The 19,246-nt window shown below is 67.5% G+C and carries 15 protein-coding genes; 10 read left to right on the top strand and 5 right to left on the bottom strand.

What is annotated here, in order from left to right:
* The first annotated feature begins 153 nt into the window (after positions 1 to 153).
* From BLV60_RS12975 to BLV60_RS34655, 4 genes are all read left to right on the top strand, one after another.
* On the top strand, positions 154 to 2,502 hold the full coding sequence (locus BLV60_RS12975) for an NADP-dependent malic enzyme (RefSeq protein WP_093055032.1): 2,349 nt from the start codon (positions 154 to 156) through the stop codon (positions 2,500 to 2,502).
* A gap of 180 nt (positions 2,503 to 2,682) precedes the next feature.
* Positions 2,683 to 3,096 carry a guanyl-specific ribonuclease gene (locus BLV60_RS12970; RefSeq protein WP_093055030.1) on the top strand — a complete coding sequence of 138 codons (414 nt, stop codon included), beginning with the start codon at positions 2,683 to 2,685 and terminating at the stop codon, positions 3,094 to 3,096.
* Positions 3,097 to 3,146: 50 nt separating this feature from the next.
* Positions 3,147 to 3,572 carry a barstar family protein gene (locus tag BLV60_RS12965; protein WP_086011111.1) on the top strand — a complete coding sequence of 142 codons (426 nt, stop codon included), beginning with the start codon at positions 3,147 to 3,149 and terminating at the stop codon, positions 3,570 to 3,572.
* A 77-nt stretch (positions 3,573 to 3,649) separates the two neighbouring features.
* On the top strand, positions 3,650 to 3,793 hold the full coding sequence (locus BLV60_RS34655; protein ID WP_176928788.1) for a hypothetical protein: 144 nt from the start codon (positions 3,650 to 3,652) through the stop codon (positions 3,791 to 3,793).
* A 68-nt stretch (positions 3,794 to 3,861) separates the two neighbouring features.
* Here BLV60_RS34655 and rsmA read toward each other — a convergent pair whose 3' ends face one another.
* The 3 genes from rsmA to BLV60_RS12950 are packed head-to-tail and all read right to left on the bottom strand — an operon-like array spanning position 3,862 to position 8,575.
* Positions 3,862 to 4,626, bottom strand: coding sequence for a 16S rRNA (adenine(1518)-N(6)/adenine(1519)-N(6))-dimethyltransferase RsmA (gene rsmA, locus BLV60_RS12960; protein WP_093055028.1), 765 nt, complete (start codon positions 4,624 to 4,626; stop codon positions 3,862 to 3,864).
* 4 nt (positions 4,627 to 4,630) lie between these two features.
* The gene (locus BLV60_RS12955; protein WP_093055026.1) at positions 4,631 to 6,037 is read right to left on the bottom strand and encodes a peptidylprolyl isomerase; all 1,407 of its coding nucleotides are present in this window, start codon (positions 6,035 to 6,037) and stop codon (positions 4,631 to 4,633) included.
* Between the two features lie 21 nt (positions 6,038 to 6,058).
* A complete protein-coding gene (locus tag BLV60_RS12950; protein ID WP_093055024.1) occupies positions 6,059 to 8,575 on the bottom strand; it encodes an LPS-assembly protein LptD in 2,517 nt (838 codons plus the stop codon).
* Between the two features lie 235 nt (positions 8,576 to 8,810).
* Between BLV60_RS12950 and BLV60_RS12945 the strand changes: the two genes are divergently transcribed.
* From BLV60_RS12945 to BLV60_RS12920, 6 genes are all read left to right on the top strand, one after another.
* Positions 8,811 to 9,908, top strand: a complete 1,098-nt coding sequence (locus tag BLV60_RS12945) for an aminoglycoside phosphotransferase family protein (RefSeq protein WP_093055022.1) — start codon at positions 8,811 to 8,813, stop codon at positions 9,906 to 9,908.
* 69 nt (positions 9,909 to 9,977) lie between these two features.
* Positions 9,978 to 10,697: a 16S rRNA (uracil(1498)-N(3))-methyltransferase gene (locus BLV60_RS12940; RefSeq protein ID WP_093055020.1), complete on the top strand. Its 720-nt coding sequence runs from the start codon at positions 9,978 to 9,980 to the stop codon at positions 10,695 to 10,697.
* 94 nt (positions 10,698 to 10,791) lie between these two features.
* Positions 10,792 to 12,150 (top strand): M20/M25/M40 family metallo-hydrolase, encoded by a 1,359-nt coding sequence (locus tag BLV60_RS12935; protein WP_093055018.1) that lies wholly within the window; start codon positions 10,792 to 10,794, stop codon positions 12,148 to 12,150.
* A 101-nt stretch (positions 12,151 to 12,251) separates the two neighbouring features.
* Positions 12,252 to 12,704 carry a YidB family protein gene (locus BLV60_RS12930; RefSeq protein WP_218132223.1) on the top strand — a complete coding sequence of 151 codons (453 nt, stop codon included), beginning with the start codon at positions 12,252 to 12,254 and terminating at the stop codon, positions 12,702 to 12,704.
* A gap of 105 nt (positions 12,705 to 12,809) precedes the next feature.
* Positions 12,810 to 15,722, top strand: coding sequence for a DUF4132 domain-containing protein (locus BLV60_RS12925; RefSeq protein ID WP_093055482.1), 2,913 nt, complete (start codon positions 12,810 to 12,812; stop codon positions 15,720 to 15,722).
* A complete protein-coding gene (locus BLV60_RS12920) occupies positions 15,719 to 16,894 on the top strand; it encodes an MFS transporter (RefSeq protein WP_093055014.1) in 1,176 nt (391 codons plus the stop codon). The genes BLV60_RS12925 and BLV60_RS12920 overlap by 4 nt, the downstream gene beginning before the upstream one ends.
* Here the strand turns inward: BLV60_RS12920 and BLV60_RS12915 are convergent.
* Both BLV60_RS12915 and BLV60_RS12910 read right to left on the bottom strand, forming a co-directional pair.
* Entirely contained in the window at positions 16,866 to 17,723 is an 858-nt protein-coding gene (locus BLV60_RS12915; RefSeq protein WP_093055012.1) for an alpha/beta hydrolase, read from the bottom strand. The two genes, BLV60_RS12920 and BLV60_RS12915, sit on opposite strands and share 29 nt — an antisense overlap.
* On the bottom strand, positions 17,720 to 19,231 hold the full coding sequence (locus tag BLV60_RS12910; protein ID WP_093055010.1) for a M20 family metallopeptidase: 1,512 nt from the start codon (positions 19,229 to 19,231) through the stop codon (positions 17,720 to 17,722). The genes BLV60_RS12915 and BLV60_RS12910 overlap by 4 nt, the downstream gene beginning before the upstream one ends.
* Positions 19,232 to 19,246: the final 15 nt, after the last annotated feature.

Raw genomic sequence — 19,246 nt, 5'->3', positions numbered from 1 at the left:
AGGTTTTATCCGAACTGTGCATATTGCCACAGCGACTTGACAGCGCACCCGTGCTTTTGGTCATGGTTGGCACCGGCCATGCGGTGTATGGCTTTACGAACCGAGGTCTACAATCGGCGCCCCCAGAAGAAGCGCCACCAGGAGCTACGGCACATGTCAGATTCGACCCCCTCGACCTCATCGACTCCCACGCCCGAAGACAAACGCGCCGAGTTGCGACGTGCCGCCCTCGAGTACCACGAGTTTCCCGTTCCCGGCAAGATCGCCATCGCGGCGACCAAGCAGATGGTCAACCAGCGCGACCTGTCGCTGGCCTACTCGCCCGGCGTGGCCGCGCCCTGCGAGGAAATCGTCAAGGACCCGGCCAACGCCTTCAAGTACACCTCGCGCGGCAACCTCGTGGCCGTCATCAGCAACGGCACCGCGGTGCTGGGACTGGGCGACATCGGCCCGCTGGCGTCCAAGCCGGTGATGGAAGGCAAGGGCGTTCTCTTCAAGAAATTTGCCGGCGTCGACGTGTTCGACATCGAAATCGACGAGAAAGACCCGGCCAAGCTGGTCGACATCATCGCGTCGCTGGAGCCGACCTTCGGCGCCATCAATCTGGAAGACATCAAGGCCCCCGACTGCTTCTATGTCGAGCGCGAGCTGCGCAAGCGCATGAAGATCCCGGTGTTCCACGACGACCAGCACGGCACTGCCATCACCGTAGCGGCGGCCATGGTCAACGGCCTGAAGGTGGCGGGCAAGGACATCACCGAAGTCAAGCTGGTGGCCTCGGGCGCCGGCGCCGCGGCGCTGGCCTGCCTGAACCTGCTGCTCAAGGTCGGCCTGAAGCGCGAGAACGTGTTCGTGACGGACCTGGCCGGCGTGGTCTACGAAGGCCGCACCGAGCTGATGGACGACGACAAGCGCCAATACATGCAGAAGACCGACGCGCGCACGCTCGCCGAGGTCATCGAGGGCGCCGACGTGTTCCTGGGCCTGTCGGCCGGCGGCGTGTTGAAGCCGGCAATGGTGGCCAAGATGGCCAAGCGCCCGGTGATCTTCGCGCTGGCCAACCCGAACCCCGAGATCTCGCCCGAAGACGCCCATGCGGTGCGCGACGACGTGATCATGGCCACCGGCCGCACCGACTACCCGAACCAGGTCAACAACGTCCTGTGCTTCCCGTACATCTTCCGCGGCGCGCTGGATTCGGGCGCGACCACCATCACCGACGAGATGGAAATCGCCGCGGTGCACGCAATTGCCGATCTGGCGCAGGCCGAGCAGAGCGAGCGCGTTGCTGCTGCCTACGTCGGTGAAAAGCTGTCATTCGGCCCCGAATACCTGATTCCGAAGCCCTTCGACCCGCGCCTGATGATGAAGATCGCGCCGGCCGTGGCCAAGGCGGCAGAGGAAAGCGGCGTGGCTACCCGTCCGATCAAGGACATGGACGCCTACCGCGACAAGCTGCAAAGCTTCGTCTATGCCTCGGGCACCACGATGAAGCCGATCTTCGAAACCGCCCGTCGCGCGGCGAAGAAGCGCGTGGCGTACTGCGAAGGCGAGGAAGAACGCGTGCTGCGCGCCGCCCAGATCGTGGTCGACGAAGGCCTGGCCCGCCCGACGCTGATCGGCCGACCGGCCATCATCGCCCAGCGCATCGAGAAGTTCGGCCTGCGGCTGAAGGAAGAGCTCGACTACGACATCGTCAACGTCGAGCAGGACCGCCGCTACCGCGACTTCTGGCAAACCTACCACCGCATGACCGAGCGCAAGGGCATCACCGCCCAGGTCGCCAAGATCGAGATGCGCCGCCGCCTCACGCTGATCGGCGCGATGCTGCTGCACAAGGACGAGGTGGACGGCATGATCTGCGGCACCTGGGGCACCACGCTGATCCACCTGCACTACATTGACCAGGTGATCGGCAAGCGCCCCGGCGGCTGCGAGAGCACGCCGCAGGACGTGCCGGTGTACGCCTGCATGAACGGCCTGCTGCTGCCCGACCGCCAGGTGTTCCTGGTCGACACGCACGTCAACTACGACCCCTCGCCCGAGGAACTGGCCGAAATCACGACCATGGCGGCCGAGGAAATGATGCGCTTCGGCCTGAAGCCAAAGGCGGCGCTGCTGTCGCATTCCAACTTCGGCACCAGCAACGAGCCCAGCGCCATCAAGATGCGCAAGACGCTCGACCTGCTGCGCGTGCAGGCGCCCTGGCTGGAAGTGGACGGCGAAATGCACGGCGACGTGGCGCTGGACAGCAAGCAGCGCGCGGTGGTCATGCCGCACAGCGCGCTGGCGGGTGACGCCAACCTGTTGGTTTTCCCGAACATCGACGCGGCCAATATTTCCTACAACCTGCTCAAGACGGCGGCAGGCGGCAATATCGCGATCGGCCCGGTTCTGCTTGGCGCGGCCAAACCTGTGCACATTCTCACGGCAAGTGCGACTGTTCGGCGCATCGTGAACATGACAGCCTTGACAGTGGCTGACGCAAACGCCGAGAGATAAGCCATTTGGCGAGAGTGGCCGCCAACTTAAAGCGCCACTCGATCCCCTCGCGACTGCTCAAACTTTGAGCAGTCGCTTGCTATTTTCGCCAGCGTGGTGCACACTCGCGGGCTTGAATTTGCGGGTTAACCCGACGTTGATCGCCGATTCGAACCCCCCGCTCTTTTCTTGTGGTGCCCCATGGCGGCTTACGCCTCGATCACGTCCTCTGTCACAAAGTTTGCGCTCACCAGTCTGATGCTGGTGGCGTTGACGACGGGGGCCGAGGCCCGCGGATGGTTCGGCGCCGGAAAAACGTCCACCGAGGAAACGATCGCTCTGTCCGAATTGCCGGCACAGGGTCAACGAACCTACCAGGCCATCCTGAGTGGCGGTCCCTTCCGGTATGACAAGGACGGCACGGTGTTCGGCAATCGCGAGCGTCTTTTGCCACCCGCACGCCGCGGCCACTACCGCGAGTACACGGTTACGACGCCCGGTTCGCGCAACCGTGGTGCACAACGAATCGTCTGCGGCGGTGAACAACGCACGACGCCCGAGGCCTGTTGGTACACCGCAGACCACTATGCGAGTTTCAGACGGATTGCGCCATGAGCGATGAAAACGACCTGAGCGGCGCCCCGAAGCGCCCCGAAGAAATGATGATGACTATGGAAAGACCAGCGGAGATGACCTTATCCCTTCGTGCCGTACGCCCGAACATCGTGCAATCGATCCGCGCGTTCCGCGTGAACGACCTGCAGGACGCGGCCAACGCGGCCGGCCAGCACTTCCTGTACGCCAACCTGGGCAACGCCCAGACCAAGCAGGACGTGCTCGACCTGATCGCGCAGCAGTTCACGTTCCCGGCCCACTTCGGGAAGAACTTCGACGCGCTGTACGACTGCATGACCGACCCGTTGCATAAATCGGGCCCGCAGCCAGGTTTCGTCATCGTGCTGGAGCAGATCCCGGCCAACGCCAAGTTCGACAAGGAAGCGCGCGAGCAGCTGCTCGACATCTTCCGCGACGCCTCGGACTACTGGGGCGACCGCAAGGTCCCGTTCCGGTGCTTCTATTCTTTTCTGTAGCCCGTTCTGCATCTACCAGCCAAGCAGAACGGGCGAACGAGGCTCAGCCGAACGCTGAAACCCTCGATGGCATCGAAGTGAACACCACCGCAACCGCAGCGGCAGCCTCCACCGAACCGGCCGGCGAAAAAATGCCGACCGACAAACTGGTCGACGTGTCGCCCCTGGCGCTGCGCATGAGCAGCCCCTTCAATGCGGGTTATTGGCTCGCCGCCGCATAAGCAAGCAGGCTTAGGCGTTTGCAGCCTCCGTTAAAAAGCCCGTCGCAGACGGGCTTTTTTCATGGGTTTCACGGGATGATGGCTTGGGCCAGAGCGACGTATTCGTCGACTGGCACTTCTTCGGCCCGCCGCTGGACATCGAATTCGCCAGCGAAGCCGTGCTCCTGCAGCCACTTGCCCAGCGTGTGGCGCAGCAGCTTGCGGCGCTGGCTGAAGGCGACCTGCACGATCTCCCCCAGACGGGCCGCATCGACCGCCGGCGGCGTCGCCAGCGGCACCATCCGCACCACGGCACTGTCCACGCGCGGCGGCGGGTCGAAGCTATCGGGCGGCACGAACAGCACGTTCTGCATCTCGTAGCGCCACTGCAGCATCACGCTCAGGCGGCTGTAGTCCGAGGTGGCGGGCCTGGCCACCATGCGGTCGATCACTTCTTTCTGCAGCATGAAGTGCTGGTCGGCGACCAGATGGGCACTACCCAGCAGGTGAAACAGGATAGGCGTGGAGATGTTGTAGGGCAGGTTGCCCACCACGCGCAGCGGCTTGGCCGGGAACCTGGCGGCCAGTTCCGCAAAGTCGACCTTCAGCACATCGGACTCGATCACGTCGAGCTGCGCATGCTCGCGCAGGCGCTTGGCGAGGTCGCGGTCGAGCTCGATCACGGTAAGGCGGCCCAGCCGCTCGACCAGCGGCTGCGTCAGCGCCGCGAGCCCCGGCCCGATCTCGACCATGGCGTCGCCAGGCTGCGGCGCGATCTCGCGCACGATCGCATCGATGATCCCCCCGTCGGACAGAAAGTGCTGCCCGAACCGCTTCCTGGCGATGTGTGCCATCGAATCAGGATTGCGGTGGGTCGCGGTATTCGACGTAGGCGCGTGCGCGCACTTCCTGTACCCAGGTGGTGAAGGCCTCCTCTACGCGCTGTTCGCGCAGCGCGGTGCGCGCAGCTTCGCGCTGCTCCGACTGGCTGAGCTTGGAATCGCGGCGGCCGACCACCTGGATCAGGTGCACGCCGAAGCGCGACACCACGGGATCGCTGATCTGGCCCGGCGCAAGCCGGTCCATGGCTTCCTCGAACTCCGGCACGAACTGGCCCGGGCGCGACCAGCCGAGGTCGCCGCCGTCCTTGGCGCTGCCGTCCTGCGAGTTGTCGCGGGCAAGGCCGGCGAAGTCGGCAGTGCCGGCCTGCACGCGGCGCTTGAATTCGGCCAGCTGCGCAACCGCCTGCGCCGTGGTACGCTTGGGGTCGTTGAGCAGCAGGATGTGGCGCACTTGGGTCTGCGTGACCGTGGCGTCGCCCGACCCGATCTGGGCCTTGGCGATGACCTTGAGCACGTGGAAGCCGGCGCTGGAGCGCACGGGCCCGGCGATGCCGTTCACCGCGGTCGATTGCGTGGCCTCGACGAACAGCGACGGATAACGGTCGGCGCTGCGCATGCCGATGGCGCCGCCGTTGGCGCGGTCCGGCGAATCGGAGTTCTCGCGCACCAGCTTGGCGAAGTCTTCGCCGGCACGAGCGCGCTGGGCGAGGTCCTGTGCCTTCTTCTGTGCCGCGGCCACCTGGGCGTCGGTGGCGTTCTCGGGAACGGCCACCAGCACCTGCGCGAGGTTGAGGTTTTCCAGCGCCGCGTTCTTGACGGATTGATTGCGCTGGTCGCGCAGGTATTCGTCGGCCTCGGCGTCGCTGATCTTGACCTTCGACTCGACCTCGCGGTCACGCAGGCGCGTGAGCAGCAGCTGGTCGCGCAGGTCGTTGCGGAAGTCCTGCTGCGCGATGCCTTCGGCGGCCACGCGGCGGCGCAGCTCGACCAGGCTGATCTCGTTCTGACGCGCCACGGTCTGCTCGGCCTGGTCGATGGCTACGTCGTCGACCTTGATGCCGTTTTCCTTCGCGAGCTGAAGCTGGGCACGCTCCGTGATCAGCCGCTCCAGCACGAGCCGGGTGAGCTCGCCGCGGGGAACGCGCTCTGCGTCCGGGTTCTCCTTGATCAGCCGCGACACACGCGTCTGCACGTCGGTGTTGGTGATGGGCTCCGAGTTGACCAGCGCGACGATGAATTCAGCCGAGCGCTGCACGGGCGCCGCGGCAGGCGCCGTCGACGGCCGCGCGGCCGGCGGGCCCAGGCGCGGTCCGGCGCGCATGATGTCCGTGATGCCGGTGCCGGAGCGGAAGCCCTGCGCACCCGACGTTGCAGCCACTGCCGCGAGGCAGCCCAGGGTGATGATGGAACGGATGTATTTCATGGCGTCGCTCAGTCAGTCGTCTCAGTCGTAATTGGTGAAGCGGCTCGGCGCTTCGCCCGGTTGGCGCAGGGGTTCGTAGCGCTGGATGTTCTGCCGCAGGGCCTGCATGGGGCTGGAGCCGATGCTGGAGAAGCCGACGAATTCGAGCTGGAACATGATGCGGGTGTTCGCCGTCACCTGGCCCGTGGTGATGCGCTGCAGCACCACGCGCCCGATCCAGCAGCAGCCGTCGTACTCGAAGCCGAGCACGCCGTCCGTGAGTTTCTTGTCCTGCAGGCTGTAGTTGAGCCGGCCGACCGCATACCAGCGTCCGCCGCCCTGGCCCTTGCCGGGGCCGAGGTTCTTGCCCTTGTCGCCCCACAGGTCGTTGATGGGCCATTGCCAGCCCACGTCGATCGACTTGCTGCCGTCGGTCGCGGTCGGGGTGCTGGGCGCCTGGTAGCGGAAGGCCGCGCTCAGGTTGTGATACGGCTCGGGGTTGTAGCGCGCGCTGATGGCCGAGCGCTCCGACTTGCGCGTGTCGGGGTTGTACTGCACGAGGGTGTCCAGGCTCCACTTGGGCGTCCAGTTGATCTGGGCGCCCACGAGCAGGTCGCTCGCGCGGTCGGTCACCGGCGTGCCGCCGGGCAGCGTGACCTTCTGGTCGCTGAAGCGCAGCCGCTGCGCGATGCCGAAGCGCGCGGCCTCGACGCCGGTGGCCGGATCGATCAGGCGCGAGGTCACGCCGAGCGTGAGGGCATTGGTGTCCGAGACGCGGTCGCCGCCCGAGAACGCGTTCTCGGTGTAGATGGTCGCGAAGCTGAAGTCGTTGGCCGCCGAATCGTAGTTCGGCAGCATGCTCTGGTTGCGATACGGCGTGTAGACGTAGTAGGCACGCGGCTCCAGCGTCTGGCGGAAGGCGCGTCCGAAGTAGTTGGCGTCGCGCTCGAAAGTCAGGCCGCTGTCGAGGCTGAAGGTCGGCACCGCCCGGTTGCTGGAGGTCGGGAAGAAATACAGCGAGCTCGGGTTGTAGACCTGGCCGTTGACGTACTGGGTACCGTTGACCGTGACCGTCGGAATGGACGACTGCGGCAGGTAGTAGTTGTACGAGGCCGCGTTCAGCATCAGCTTGGGGATGACGAACGAGCTCGGCGTGATGAACGGGCGGCTGATCGAGGCGACGGCCATGGCACGGTCGCCGTCGGGCTGCGATTGCTGGGTGGCGTCGTAGCCGAGCTGCGACGGCAGGATCGTGTTCACGCGGAAGTGCGTGTAGTCCAGGTTCAGCGAAACGTCGAAGCCGTGCCAGTCGTACTTGTTGTAGTTGGCCGTGATCTGCGGCATCTTGTCGTACGCCGGCACGATCGGCGACAAGTCGTACTGCAGGTTCTGGTACTTCAGCGTGCGGACGATGCCGCTCCAGTCGCCCTTGCTCCAGTTGAGCGATGCATCGTTGGGCAGCTGGCGCTGCGCGAGCGACGGCGTGCGCGTGAAGTCGCGCCAGTAGTCGTTGTCGCTGACCCGGTTGATGCTGATGTTGGCCGACAGCGAGTCGAGGCCCAGCGCCTTGGCATCGAAGTCCTGGTGATGCGTGCCCCACACGCCCCAGCGCTTGGTGCTGCCGAGATCGGGGTAACGCTGGCCCATCAGGCGGTCGCTGCCCATCAGGTCGAAGCGGATCGTTCCGTTGTACCCCTTCTCGAGGTAGCGGAACTCGTTGCTGAAATTGATGCCGCGCTTGCTCATGATCGTCGGCGTGATCGTGGCGTCGCGGTTGGGCGCGATGTTCCAGTAGTACGGCTGCGCGATCTCGATGCCGTTGGTGTTGTCGATGCCGATGGTGGGCGGCAGCAGGCCGCTCTTGCGCTCGTTCGACAGCGGGAAGCTCACGCTCGGAATGGGCGGCGTGGTGATGCCCATGAAGCTCAGCCGCGCATTCTTGGCCACGCCCTCGTTTTCCTCGGTGTCCGTGGTCATCGTGGTCGCGGTCAGCAACCAGGCCGGCATCCAGCCCGGGAAGTCTTCGCGGCGGCAGGTGGTGTAGGTGGCTTCGCGGGCGATCGACACGTTGGCGTCGACGAAGTCGATGCGCTTGGCCTCGCCGTGCGCTTCGTTCACTAGGAACTGGTAGCGCACGTTGTTGAAGAAGCCCTCGAAGGTCTCCAGCTTGAGCTGCAGCTCGGGGCCTTCGTACACGTTGCCGGCCTGGTTGACGCGCACGTTGCCCGTGGCCTTGGCGCGGTCGTCGGGCTGGTAGTACTCGAGCCGGTCGGCGGTGATGGACACGGCGCCGCGCCGCAGCGTGGCGTTGCCCTCGACCACGGTTTCCAGGTCGGGCCGGCCGGAGATGCGGTCGCCGGTGACGATGCTGGGCATCTGGCCGCGGTCCGCGGGCGTCAGGGTTTCGGTCAGCAGCGGCGTGCGCTTCAGCGTGAGCGGGGCGTCGAAGTTGCCGGCCGTCTGCGCGGAGGCGCCATGTGCGTGCATCAGGGCCAGCGACAAAACAGCCAGCGGTAGCGGCGGGCGCGAGCGCCGCGGGGCGACACGACGTCGGTTCATCAGGCCTCCCGCCCAGCCGTTCCGAGGAAAGCGGTCGACTCGCCCGGGAAGGGCAGCGAGCGCACAAGGTGCCAAGCGTGAGGGCTTTGGGTCGTAGGCATCGGTTCGGAACGAAAAATCGTCGGGGGACGGCGCGGCAGGCCGGCGGGTTGCAGGGGCCGGCAGCAACCCGCATCGGCCGGAAGCCGGCCAAGGGGGATTGCCGCGCCAGGCGGATTTGTAGAATCGATTATCCATGACAGCATCCCCGCCTCCGGCCTCATTAGCCCCAAGCCCCGCCGAGACCATCCTCTGGACTGATCCGCAGCGGGCCGAAGTGTTCCGGGGCTGGCTGGCCGCCATCGCGCCTGCCCACCGGTTGTTGCCCGACACCGTGCGGCTCGCCTCGGTCGACGCGAGCTTCCGCCGCTACTTCCGCCTCGACACCGCCGACCCCGCCGCCCCCACGCGCATCGTGATGGACGCGCCGCCGGACAAGGAAAACAGCGCCCCCTTCGTCCAGGTGGCGCAGCTGATGGCCGGCGCCGGCGTGCTCGCCCCCACGGTGCTCGAATGGGACAAGCCGAACGGCTTTCTCCTGCTCGACGACCTGGGCCGCCAGACCATGCTGGACGTGATCGATCCGGCGAAGCCCGACGCGAGCCGCCCGCTCTACGACCAGGCCATCGACGCGCTGATCCGCTGGCAGTTGGCCTCCAAGCCCGGCGTGCTGCCCCCCTACGACCGGGCGCTACTCGAACGCGAACTGTCGCTATTCCCCGAGTGGTACATCGGCCGCCACCGCGGCATCGCCGTCGAAGGCAAGCTGAAGGAGCGGCTCGAGCGCAGCTTCAAGCTGATCGTCGACAGCAACCTGGCGTCGCCCGCCGTCTACGTGCACCGCGACTTCATGCCGCGCAACCTGATGATCGGCAACGGAGCAGCGCTCGGCGTGCTCGACTTCCAGGACGCCGTGTACGGCCCCGTCACCTACGACATCGCCAGCCTGATGCGCGACGCCTTCCTGAGCTGGGACGAGGAGTTCGTGCTCGACATCACCATCCGCTACTGGACGGCTGCGCGCAAGGCCGGCCTGCCTGTCGACGAAGACTTCGGCGCCTTCTACCGCGCGGTCGAGTGGATGGGCCTGCAGCGCCACCTGAAGGTGGCCGGCATCTTCGCGCGCCTCACGCTGCGCGACGGCAAGCCCAAGTACCTGGCTGACACGCCGCGCTTCATTGCCTACATCCGCGCCACCGCCAGCCGCTACATGGAACTGACGCCGCTGCTGCGCGTGATCGACGAAATCGAGGGCACTTCGGCCATCACGGGCTTCGCCTACGGCCGTGTCTGAAGGAAAACTGAAAAAGCACCACCCTGTGACGGCCGTACAACGGTCGCTCGCAGCTATCGATTTCATAGCATGCCGCGTTTTCACTGTTCCGTGCCGCTGAGCGCCGGCGTCAGCCTGGCGTTGCCGCCCGGCGCTGCGCGCCACGTGCAGGTGCTGCGGATGCAGCCCGGCGATGCGATCACGCTGTTCGACGGCGCGGGCGGCGAATATGCAGCCACGGTCGAGCGCATGGGCCGCAGCGACGTCGCTGTGGCCGTCGGCGCCCACCTGCCGGTGGAGCGCGAAGCGCCTCGCGCCGTGCACCTTGCGGTCGGCATGCCGGCCAACGAGCGCATGGACTGGCTGGTCGAGAAAGCCACCGAGCTCGGCGTTGCGAGCATCCAACCGCTGGCCACTGCCCACGGCGTGCTGCGCCTGTCGGGCGAGCGCGCCGAGAAGAAGCGGGCGCACTGGGAGGCGATCGCGGTCGCGGCCTGCGAGCAGTGCGGGCGCAACCGCGTGCCGGTGATCCATCCGGTGCAGTCCTTCACGGGCTGGCTCGAAACCAATGAAGCCTCGGCCGTGCGCCTTGTGCTGAGCCTTGCCGAGGGCACACGCAGCCTCGCCGACACACTTCAAGCCCCGAACGACCAAGGCGTGACTGTATTGAGCGGCCCCGAAGGCGGCCTGAGCAGCACCGAAGAACAGCAGGCCATCGCCCGCGGCTTCGCTCCCATCACCCTCGGCGCGCGCGTGTTGCGCGCTGAAACGGCGGCGCTGGCCGCGCTGGTGTCCCTGGCCGGACTCTAGGCAGGGCCGCGAGGTGGGTGTTTTCCGCGACGCGCACGCGGAAAGCTTGGGAAACAATCGTTACTTCATTAAGACAAAAGAAGGACTTTTGCCGATGTCCCGCCTGCCAAGCGTTCTGCGCCTTGCACCTCTCGTTATTGCCGCGCTGCTGTGCGCCACACAGGGCGCGCTCGCCCAGAGCCAGGCCGTCGCCCCCACGCCCGCGCAAGTCAGCCCCGAGGTCGACAAGGCCTACACCCAGCTGATGGCCTCGCCCGCCATCCAGAAGCTGCTCGACGCGGTCAAGGCCGACCATGAACACTCGGTCGAAGACCTGAAGATGCTGACCGAGATCGAGGCGCCGCCCTTCAAGGAGCACAAGCGCGCCGAGGCGTTTCTCGCGCGCATGAAGGCGCTGGGACTGACGCACGCGAAGATCGACGCCGAAGGCAACGTGGTCGGCCTGCGCAAGGGCATCGGCGGCGGCCCGAAGCTGCTGATCTCGGCCCACCTCGACACCGTGTTCCCCGCCGGCACCGACGTGAAGGTGAAGGAGCACGACGGCCGGCTGCACGCACCCGGCATCGCGGACGACACGCGCGGCCTGTCGGTGCTTCTGTCGTGGCTCAAGGTGCTGAACGAAAACAAGATCCAGACCGTGGGCGACCTGATGATCGTCGCCAACGTCGGCGAGGAAGAACTCGGCAACCTGCGCGGCATGAAGGCCATCTTTCGCGACAACCTCGACATCGACGGCATGGTGGGGCTGGAGCCGTCGTCGCCGGGCGCGGTGCTGGTGCTCGGCACCGCGAGCCACCGCTACGAAGTCACGTTCCAGGGCCCGGGCGGCCACAGCTTCGGCGCGTTCGGCCAAGTGCCCAGCGCCATCCACGGCATGGGCCGCGCCATCGCGAAGATCGCCGATATCCGCACGCCGAGTTTCCCGAAGACCACCTTCACCGTCGGCACCGTGGGCGGCGGCACTTCGGTCAACACCATCGCGCCAGATGCGCGCATGGCCATCGACATCCGCTCCGACGACATGGCCTCGCTTCTCGAAACGGAGAAGAAGATTCTGGCCGCCATCGACGAAGCAGTGGTCGAGGAAAACAAGCGCTGGAACGTGAGCACGCTGAGCGTGAGCACCAAGCTCATCGGCGACCGCCCCGGCGGCCGCACGCCGCCCGATTCGGTGATCGTCGAGGCCGCGATCCGCTCGAACGCCGCCTTCGGCAACAAGACGCTGCTGCGCGGCGGCAGCACCGACGCCAACGTGCCGATCGCGCTGGGCATTCCTGCGATCATCGTCGGCGGTGGCGGCAAGGCCTCCGGATTCCATTCGTTGAGCGAGTCCATTGACGTGACAGATGCGTGGAAAGGCGCGCAGAATTCGCTGGTTACCGTGCTGGGCCTGGTGGGCGTGCAGGGGGTCAGCCCCGCATTGCTCCCCAAACGGACAGCGCGTACCAAGTAATTTGTCACGTTGCCAGTTCGAAAGTGGACGTGCCACTTTCTGCTTACGGTCCGCGGCATTTAACAATGCAGACGGTTCTGTCACACACCAAGGAAACAGCCATGGGATTGCTCGATTCGGTACTCGGTCAAGTGCTCGGAGGCGCTGCGCAACAGCAGCAACCGCAAGGCGGCGGATTGGGCGATCTGGGAGGCCTGGCCGGCGCGCTGGGCGGGCTGCTCGCCAACAACGGCGGGCAGGGCGGCCTGGGCGGTCTGGTCTCGAAGTTCGAGCAGGCCGGCATGGGCGACGTCATCGGCTCGTGGATCGGCAAGGGAGAAAACCAGCCGGTCTCGGGCGACCAGCTGCAGAACGCGCTGGGCAGCGACACCATCGCCAGCATCGCGTCCAAGCTCGGCATCAATGCGCAAACGCTGCTGCCGATGCTCGCCACCATGCTGCCGGCGCTCATCGACCAGCTCACGCCGCACGGCAAGGTCCCCGACCAGGGCCTGGGCAACCACGACGACCTGCTGGGTTCGCTCAGCGGTCTGCTGCAAGGCAAGCAGTCCTGAACTGACGGACTGCGTTCTCCAGGATTCCGGCGCCCGCGAGGGCGCTTTTTTTTGGCCCGTGCGTGTTGGCCGACAATCCCGCTGGCATCAATGGAGAGCAATGGCATGGCGGGCAGTCGCAAGTCGAAAGAAGAGGGTCTGGACGCGCAGCCCGATGGCACCGTGCGGTGGTCCAAGGGCATGCGCGAAGCGCTCGCACAGTTCAACGACCGGCCCTGCGGCCAGTGCGGCGGCTCGCTGCTGGACGAACGCAGCCTGGCCGACAGCCTCGACTTCTTTCGCCGCCACCGTTCCAGCTTCTATCCGCCGCGCGCCGCACGGCTGCGCATGCTCGACATGCACGGCGCCGCGGCAGCCGAGCTGTTCTTCGAGCCGTCCCCGCACAAGGAAGCCGTCACCGACCTGCTGGCCATCCACGACGCGGCCGTGGTGCGCTTCTTCGTGGCCCAGGTCAAGCAGATCGACTGCAAGAACGCCCTCGTCAAGCAGGCTGCCCGCTGGCCGCTGTTCGTGCTGCGCGAGCTGCTGTCGGCGAACCCGGCGCGACACCAGGCCGGCGCCGCGTTGATCCTGGAGTTGCTGGCCGCGAACCCCGAGTGGCAGCAACCGCTGGAGGCCTCCTGCGACGACAGCCAGCGCAAGACGCTCGCGCGCCTGCAGGAAGACAGCTCCGCCGGCGTGACCGATGCCGCCCCCGACGCCTGGCCCGCGCTGCTGCGGCGCCCGCCCTGGAAGAACCGGCAGGCGCTGCCCGTCATCCCGACGCTGGCGCTGCAGCCACTGCCGCCGACGGCGCTGCTGCACTGGAGCAATCTGCCGCCGCCGCAGTACCTGCAGGCCACGGGCGAATCGTCCGACTGGCTGACCCGCGAGCTCCGCGTCTCGCGCGAACGCGCCGACCAGTGGATGGACGAATTCGCGCGCAACCAGCCCAACGCACCCGCGGAGATCCGCGAGGGCGGCAAGGTGCACAAGGCCCTGTGGATGCTGGGCCTGCGCCCCGAGCTCATCGAGGCTGTCGCGGCAAACGGCCGCGAGATCGGGCCGGAAGACTTCGGCGAACCTCCGGCCACCCACTGGAGCGTTGCCGAATACATCTGGCACCTGCCCGAATCGCTGGCCATCGCAGTGTTCACGCTCGGGCCCGCGCCCGAGCTCTACATGGGCGATGTCTCGCGCATGCGCCCCATCCTCCATGCATTCGGCGCGGCCGCGCTGCCGGGACTGCCGCGCTTCCTCAAGCAGGGCTCGCGCGCGATGTTCGAGCTGGCATCGGTCATCGAATGGGACCCGCTCGCCGGCTGGATCGCCAAGGGCTTCCACACCAACCGCTGGGTCCGGCGCGAAGCGGGCGAGTGGCTTGCGCGTTACCCGGATGCGGCCGCGCGCGGCCTCGTTCCCATCGCGCTGGGCGAACCCGGCCCTGCGCACGAGGCGGCGCAAGCCGCGCTGCGCTGGCTGCACGATGCCGGCCACGCTGACGCGGTACGCCGGCAGGCGCTCGCCTATGGCGCCGAAGCCGCCGACGCGGTGGCGCAGCTGCTGGCCATCGCCCCCGAAGAGTTGCTGCCCGACAGCCTGCCCGTGGTGCCGAAGACCCTGCCGCTGGCGTCACTGCCCCGCCTGATCCTCAAGCAAGGCGGGCTCGCGCTGCCGCAGGACGTGGTGCCCGACGTGCTGATGGCGATGATGCTCGGCAAGCCCGACGCACCCTATCCGGGGCTCGCCCCGCTGCTGGACACGCTCACTCCCGATTCCCTCGCGCGCTTCGGCCGCGCGCTGCTGGCCTGGTGGATCGGCAATGGCCGCCCGGCCAAGGAGCGCTGGATGTTCGCTTTGCAGGGCCGTCTCGGCGACGGCGAAACCGCCCGCCAGCTCTACGGCCTGCTGCGCCAGTGGCGCGCCGCGCTCGACCGCGTGCGGGCCTACGACGCGATGGTGATGCTCGGCGAAATCGGCAGCGACGCCGCCCTGATGCACCTGGCCGAACTCGCGCGCCAGACCCGCCACGACGACCTGCGCACCCGCGCCGACCGCATGCTCGGCGAAGTGGCCGAGCAGCGCGGCCTCAGCCTCGACCAGCTGGCCGACCGCACCGTGCCCGACCTCGGCCTCGACACCCGCGCGCGCCTGACGCTCGACTTCGGCCCGCGCAGCTTCGAGGTGCGCATGGACGACAACTTCCAGCCCGTGGTGCACGACGCCAGGGGCAAGGCACTCAAGACGCTGCCCAAGCCGGGCGCGAACGACGACGCCGGCAAGGCCGCCGCCGCAACCACCCAGCTGAAGGAGCTGCGCAAGCTGGCAAAGACCGTCGCCACCACGCAGATCAAGCGGCTGGAAGCCGCGATGTGCGCACAGCGCCGATGGGGCCCCGACGAGTTCATGCCCTTCTTCGCCAACCACCCCGTGCTGCGGGTCTTCAGCCGGCCGCTGGTCTGGGGCTTGTTCGACGCATCGGACAAGCTCGAAGGCACCTTCCGCGTCAGCGCCGAAGGCGAACTGGCCGACCTGCAGGACGACGCGGTGAAGCTGCCCGAGTCAGCGCGCATCGGCCTGCCGCATCCGCTGGAAATCACGGCACTCGACCCATCGCTGGCGACCGCATGGGCCGCCGTGCTGGCCGACTACGAAATCGTGCAGCCCTTCGAGCAGCTGATGCGCCCGGCCTTCGTGCTCGACGAGGCGCTGCGCACCCGCCGCGAACTCCCCCACTGGAGCGGCCGCGCCGTGTCGAACGCCGCCCTCATGGGCCTGGAGACGCGCGGCTGGCAGCGCGAGGTGGGTGACGGCGGCATGGTCAACAGCTTCAACAAGGCCGTGCCCGGCGGACGCCGCATCTGCCTGCAGCTGGAGGAAGGCTGGTTCGTGCAGGACAGCCCCGACGGCAAGGAGCTGCAGACCGTGCGCGCGGTGGCACTCGACGGCACCGAAGGCACGCTGGGCGAGCTGCCGCCGATCGTCTTCAGCGAAATCGAGCGCGACCTGCAGCGCGCGATCCGGGAGACGGCGCCATGAACCGCAACTTGTGGCTGCTCGCCATCTGCCAGGGCCTGCTACTGACGAACAACGTGACCTTCATCGCCATCAACGGACTGGTTGGGCTGGCCATCGCGCCGCACGGCTGGATGGCGACGCTGCCGGTGATGAGCTACGTGGTGGGCGGCGCGCTCAGCACCGGGCTGGTGGCGCGCACGCAGCAGCGCTTCGGCCGGCGCGGCTCGTTCCAGATCGGGCTGGCGGTGGCGGTGGCATCGTCGCTGCTGTGCTGCTTCGCGGCGGTCACGAAGAACTTCTGGCTGCTGTGCTTCGCCACGGTGGTCGCGGGCTACTACAACGCCAACGCGGGGCTCTACCGCTTCGCCGCTGCCGAGCTGGCGGCGCCGGCCTGGCGCGAGAAGGCGGTGTCGATGGTGATGGCGGGCGGGCTGATCGGCGCTGTCGCCGGGCCGAACCTCGCCACGCGCGAAGCCTTTGCGGTGCCGTTCGCCGGCGCCTACGTTGCGCTGGCGCTGGTGGCGCTGCTGTCGATGGCAGTGATGCACTTCATCGAATTCCCGGCCGCGCCCACGCGCAAGGAGGCCGCAGGCGGGCGCCCGCTGGCCGAGATCATGCGGCAGCCGGTGTTCATCGTGGCCGCCGCCGCGGGCGCGCTTGGCTACGGCGTTATGAACCTGCTGATGGCCGCGACGCCCATCGCGATGCAGATCTGCAGCCTGCCGTTTTCCGATGCCGCGCTAGTGCTCGAATGGCACGTGATCGGCATGTTCGCGCCGGGCTTCTTCACCGGGCACCTGATCCGCCGCTTCGGGGCGCTGCCAGTGATGGGCGTGGGGCTGGTGCTCAACCTCGGCTGCATCGCCATCGCGCTCTCGGGCGTGGAGCTGCATCACTTCATCGTCGCGTTGTTCCTGCTGGGCGTGGGCTGGAATTTCCTGTTCACCGGCAGCACCACGCTCTCGCTCACGGCCTACACCGCCGAGGAGCGCGACCGCGCGCAGGGCGCGCTCAACTTCTGCGTGTTCGCGACGCTGGCGCTGACCTCGTTCGCCTCGGGCGTGCTGGTGACCACGCAGGGCTGGCGGCTGCTGAACTTCGGTTCGCTGGTGCCGGTGGTGCTGACTGGCGCGGCGCTGATCTGGCTGGCGCGCGTGCGCGCCGTCAGGCCAGCGGCGGAAAGCGCCGGTTGAGCCAGCTTTGCAGGGCCGCGAAGACCGCGTCGGCTTCGAGTTCGTTGAAGATCTCGTGGTACAGCGTGTCGAAGCAGTGCGCCTCGACCTTGCCGCCTGATGCCGCGGCCGCAACGAAGGCGCGGCTGGCGGCAGGCATCACGAGGCGGTCGTCGCCCGCATAGAGAAGCAAGGTAGGCACGGGCCAGTTCGCAGCCCGCTGCTGCACCGTCTCGCCTTCGTACGCGAGAAAGCGCGCGAGCCGGCTGCCGATGCGGTCGTGCGTGAGCGGATCGTCGCGGTAGGCCTGCACCACCGCCGGGTCATGCGAGAGGTAGTTGTCGTCGAGGCCGTTGCCCACGCGCAGGTTCGGCGCAATGCGCGGCAGCACCGCGAGCAGCGCCTTCTGGAAACCGCTCAGGCCCGGATCGAGCCCTGGCGAGGAAAGCACCAGCCCATCGACCTGCCGCACGCCACGCGCCACCAGGCTCGCGGCGACCAGTCCGCCGAGGCTGTGCCCCAGCAGCACCAGCGGCAGGCCGGGGTTCTCGCGGCGTGCATCGTCGATGACCAGCGCGAGGTCGTCGACCAGCCGCAGTCCGCTCGGCAGGCCGCCGCGCGCACCGGTCGATTCGCCGTGCCCGAAGTGGTCATGCGCCCACACGGCGAAGTTCCATTCGTGCAGGCATTCGGCGAGCGCGTGATAGCGGCCCGCATGCTCGCCGAGCCCATGGACCACCACGATCACGGCGCGCGCCGGGCCGGGCGCCGGCAGCCGGCGCAGGGCGAGCGTCTCGCCGTCCGGGGTCGACAGCGAAACGCGCTGCGGCAAAGGCAGCGCCTCGCTCAAGCGGCCACCGGCTCCGATGTGGCCGCGCGATGCGCTGCCGGTAATGCGGCGATCACTTCGGCCACGGCCGCGGTGAGCTTCTTGGCGTAGGGCACGTGCAGGAACTCATTGGGGCCGTGCGCGTTGCTCTTCGGGCCGAGCACGCCGCAGACCATCATCTGCGCCTTCGGGAAGCCGGCGCTGAGCATGTTCATCAGCGGGATCGTGCCGCCCTGGCCGATGTAGCCGCACGATGCGCCGAAGTGCGCCTGCGAGGCCTTGTTGAGCGCGTCTTCGAACCACGGCGTGATGGTGGGTGCGTTCCAGCCGGTGGCGCCGCCGTTGCTTTCGAAGGTCACGCGGGCCTGGTAGGGCGCGTTGTCTTCGAGCAGCGTCTTGAGGTTCTGCACCGCCTCGGCCGCATCGACCAGCGGGGGCAGGCGCAGAGACAGCTTGAAGGCGGTGTACGGACGCAGCACGTTGCCCGCATCCTTCAGCGCCGGAAAGCCTTCGGCGCCGGTCACCGACAGCGTGGGCTTCCAGGTGCGGTTGAGCAGGGCCTCGACCGGATCGGTGGTGGTCGGCAGCGCGAACATGGTCGAGCCGCCGCAGTCGTAGTGCGCCCACGGAAAGCGCTTGTAGACCTCTTCGCCGAGGATGGCGGCGGTGGCCCTGGCCTGCGCCAGCCGGTCGGCCGGCACTTCGCAGTGGAAGCTCGCGGGCAGCAGGCGGCCGGTGGCGCTGTCTTCGAGGCGGTCGAGCACCTGCCGCATGATGCGGAAGCTCGAGGGCACGAGGCCCGATGCATCGCCGGAGTGGATGCCTTCGGTCAGCACTTCCACCTTGAGCGTGCCGCTGGCCATGCCGCGCAGCGAGGTGGTGAGCCACAGCTGGTCGTAGTTGCCGGCGCCGGAGTCGAGGCAGATCACCAGTTCGACGTTGCCCAGGCGCGGACGCAGCGCGTCGACGTAGGGCAGCAGGTCGTAGGAGCCGCTTTCCTCGCAGGTCTCGATCAGGCCGACGATGCGCGGGTGCGCCGCGCCCTGGCTCTTGAGCGCCTGCAGCGCGGCGATGCTGGCGTACACCGCGTAGCCGTCATCGGCACCGCCGCGGCCGTAGAGCAGGCCGTTCTCGTACTTGGGCGTCCACGGGCCGAGGTCGTTGCGCCAGCCGGTGAACTCGGGCTGCTTGTCGAGGTGGCCGTACATCAGCACTGTCTCGCCCATGTCGGTGCCGGTGGCCGGCACTTCGAAGAACAGCACCGGCGTGCGGCCTTCGAGGCGCACGATCTCCAGCTTCAGGCCCTCGACCTTCTGTGCCTCGACCCAGGCGGCGGCGTTGCGCAGCACGGTCTCGAGGTAGCCGTTGGCCGACCAGTCCTTGTCGAAGCCGGGCGACTTGGCCGGGATGCCGATGTAGTTGGTGAGTTGCTTGAGGATGTCGCCGTCCCATTGGGCGGTGACGTCGGACAGGGCGCGCTCGGCGTCGAGCGTGCCGGCGGGCATTTCGCGGTGCAGGGGGGCGTTCATCGGTGGGTTCTCCGC

This window comes from Variovorax sp. YR634, from assembly GCF_900106655.1.
Lineage (GTDB): Bacteria > Pseudomonadota > Gammaproteobacteria > Burkholderiales > Burkholderiaceae_C > Variovorax.
The sequence above is the reverse complement of the archived record's forward strand: the minus strand, read 5'-3'. Positions and strand labels throughout refer to the sequence as shown.

Coding starts and splice junctions, on each gene's coding strand:
- BLV60_RS12975 (WP_093055032.1), top strand. CDS start 154: ATGTCAGATTCGACCCCCTCGACCTCATCGACTCCCACGCCCGAAGAC.
- BLV60_RS12950 (WP_093055024.1), bottom strand. CDS start 8,575: ATGAACCGACGTCGTGTCGCCCCGCGGCGCTCGCGCCCGCCGCTACCG.
- BLV60_RS12935 (WP_093055018.1), top strand. CDS start 10,792: ATGTCCCGCCTGCCAAGCGTTCTGCGCCTTGCACCTCTCGTTATTGCC.
- BLV60_RS12965 (WP_086011111.1), top strand. CDS start 3,147: ATGACTATGGAAAGACCAGCGGAGATGACCTTATCCCTTCGTGCCGTA.
- BLV60_RS12945 (WP_093055022.1), top strand. CDS start 8,811: ATGACAGCATCCCCGCCTCCGGCCTCATTAGCCCCAAGCCCCGCCGAG.
- BLV60_RS12930 (WP_218132223.1), top strand. CDS start 12,252: ATGGGATTGCTCGATTCGGTACTCGGTCAAGTGCTCGGAGGCGCTGCG.
- BLV60_RS12920 (WP_093055014.1), top strand. CDS start 15,719: ATGAACCGCAACTTGTGGCTGCTCGCCATCTGCCAGGGCCTGCTACTG.
- BLV60_RS12925 (WP_093055482.1), top strand. CDS start 12,810: ATGGCGGGCAGTCGCAAGTCGAAAGAAGAGGGTCTGGACGCGCAGCCC.
- BLV60_RS12970 (WP_093055030.1), top strand. CDS start 2,683: ATGGCGGCTTACGCCTCGATCACGTCCTCTGTCACAAAGTTTGCGCTC.
- BLV60_RS12910 (WP_093055010.1), bottom strand. CDS start 19,231: ATGAACGCCCCCCTGCACCGCGAAATGCCCGCCGGCACGCTCGACGCC.
- rsmA (WP_093055028.1), bottom strand. CDS start 4,626: ATGGCACACATCGCCAGGAAGCGGTTCGGGCAGCACTTTCTGTCCGAC.
- BLV60_RS12940 (WP_093055020.1), top strand. CDS start 9,978: ATGCCGCGTTTTCACTGTTCCGTGCCGCTGAGCGCCGGCGTCAGCCTG.
- BLV60_RS12955 (WP_093055026.1), bottom strand. CDS start 6,037: ATGAAATACATCCGTTCCATCATCACCCTGGGCTGCCTCGCGGCAGTG.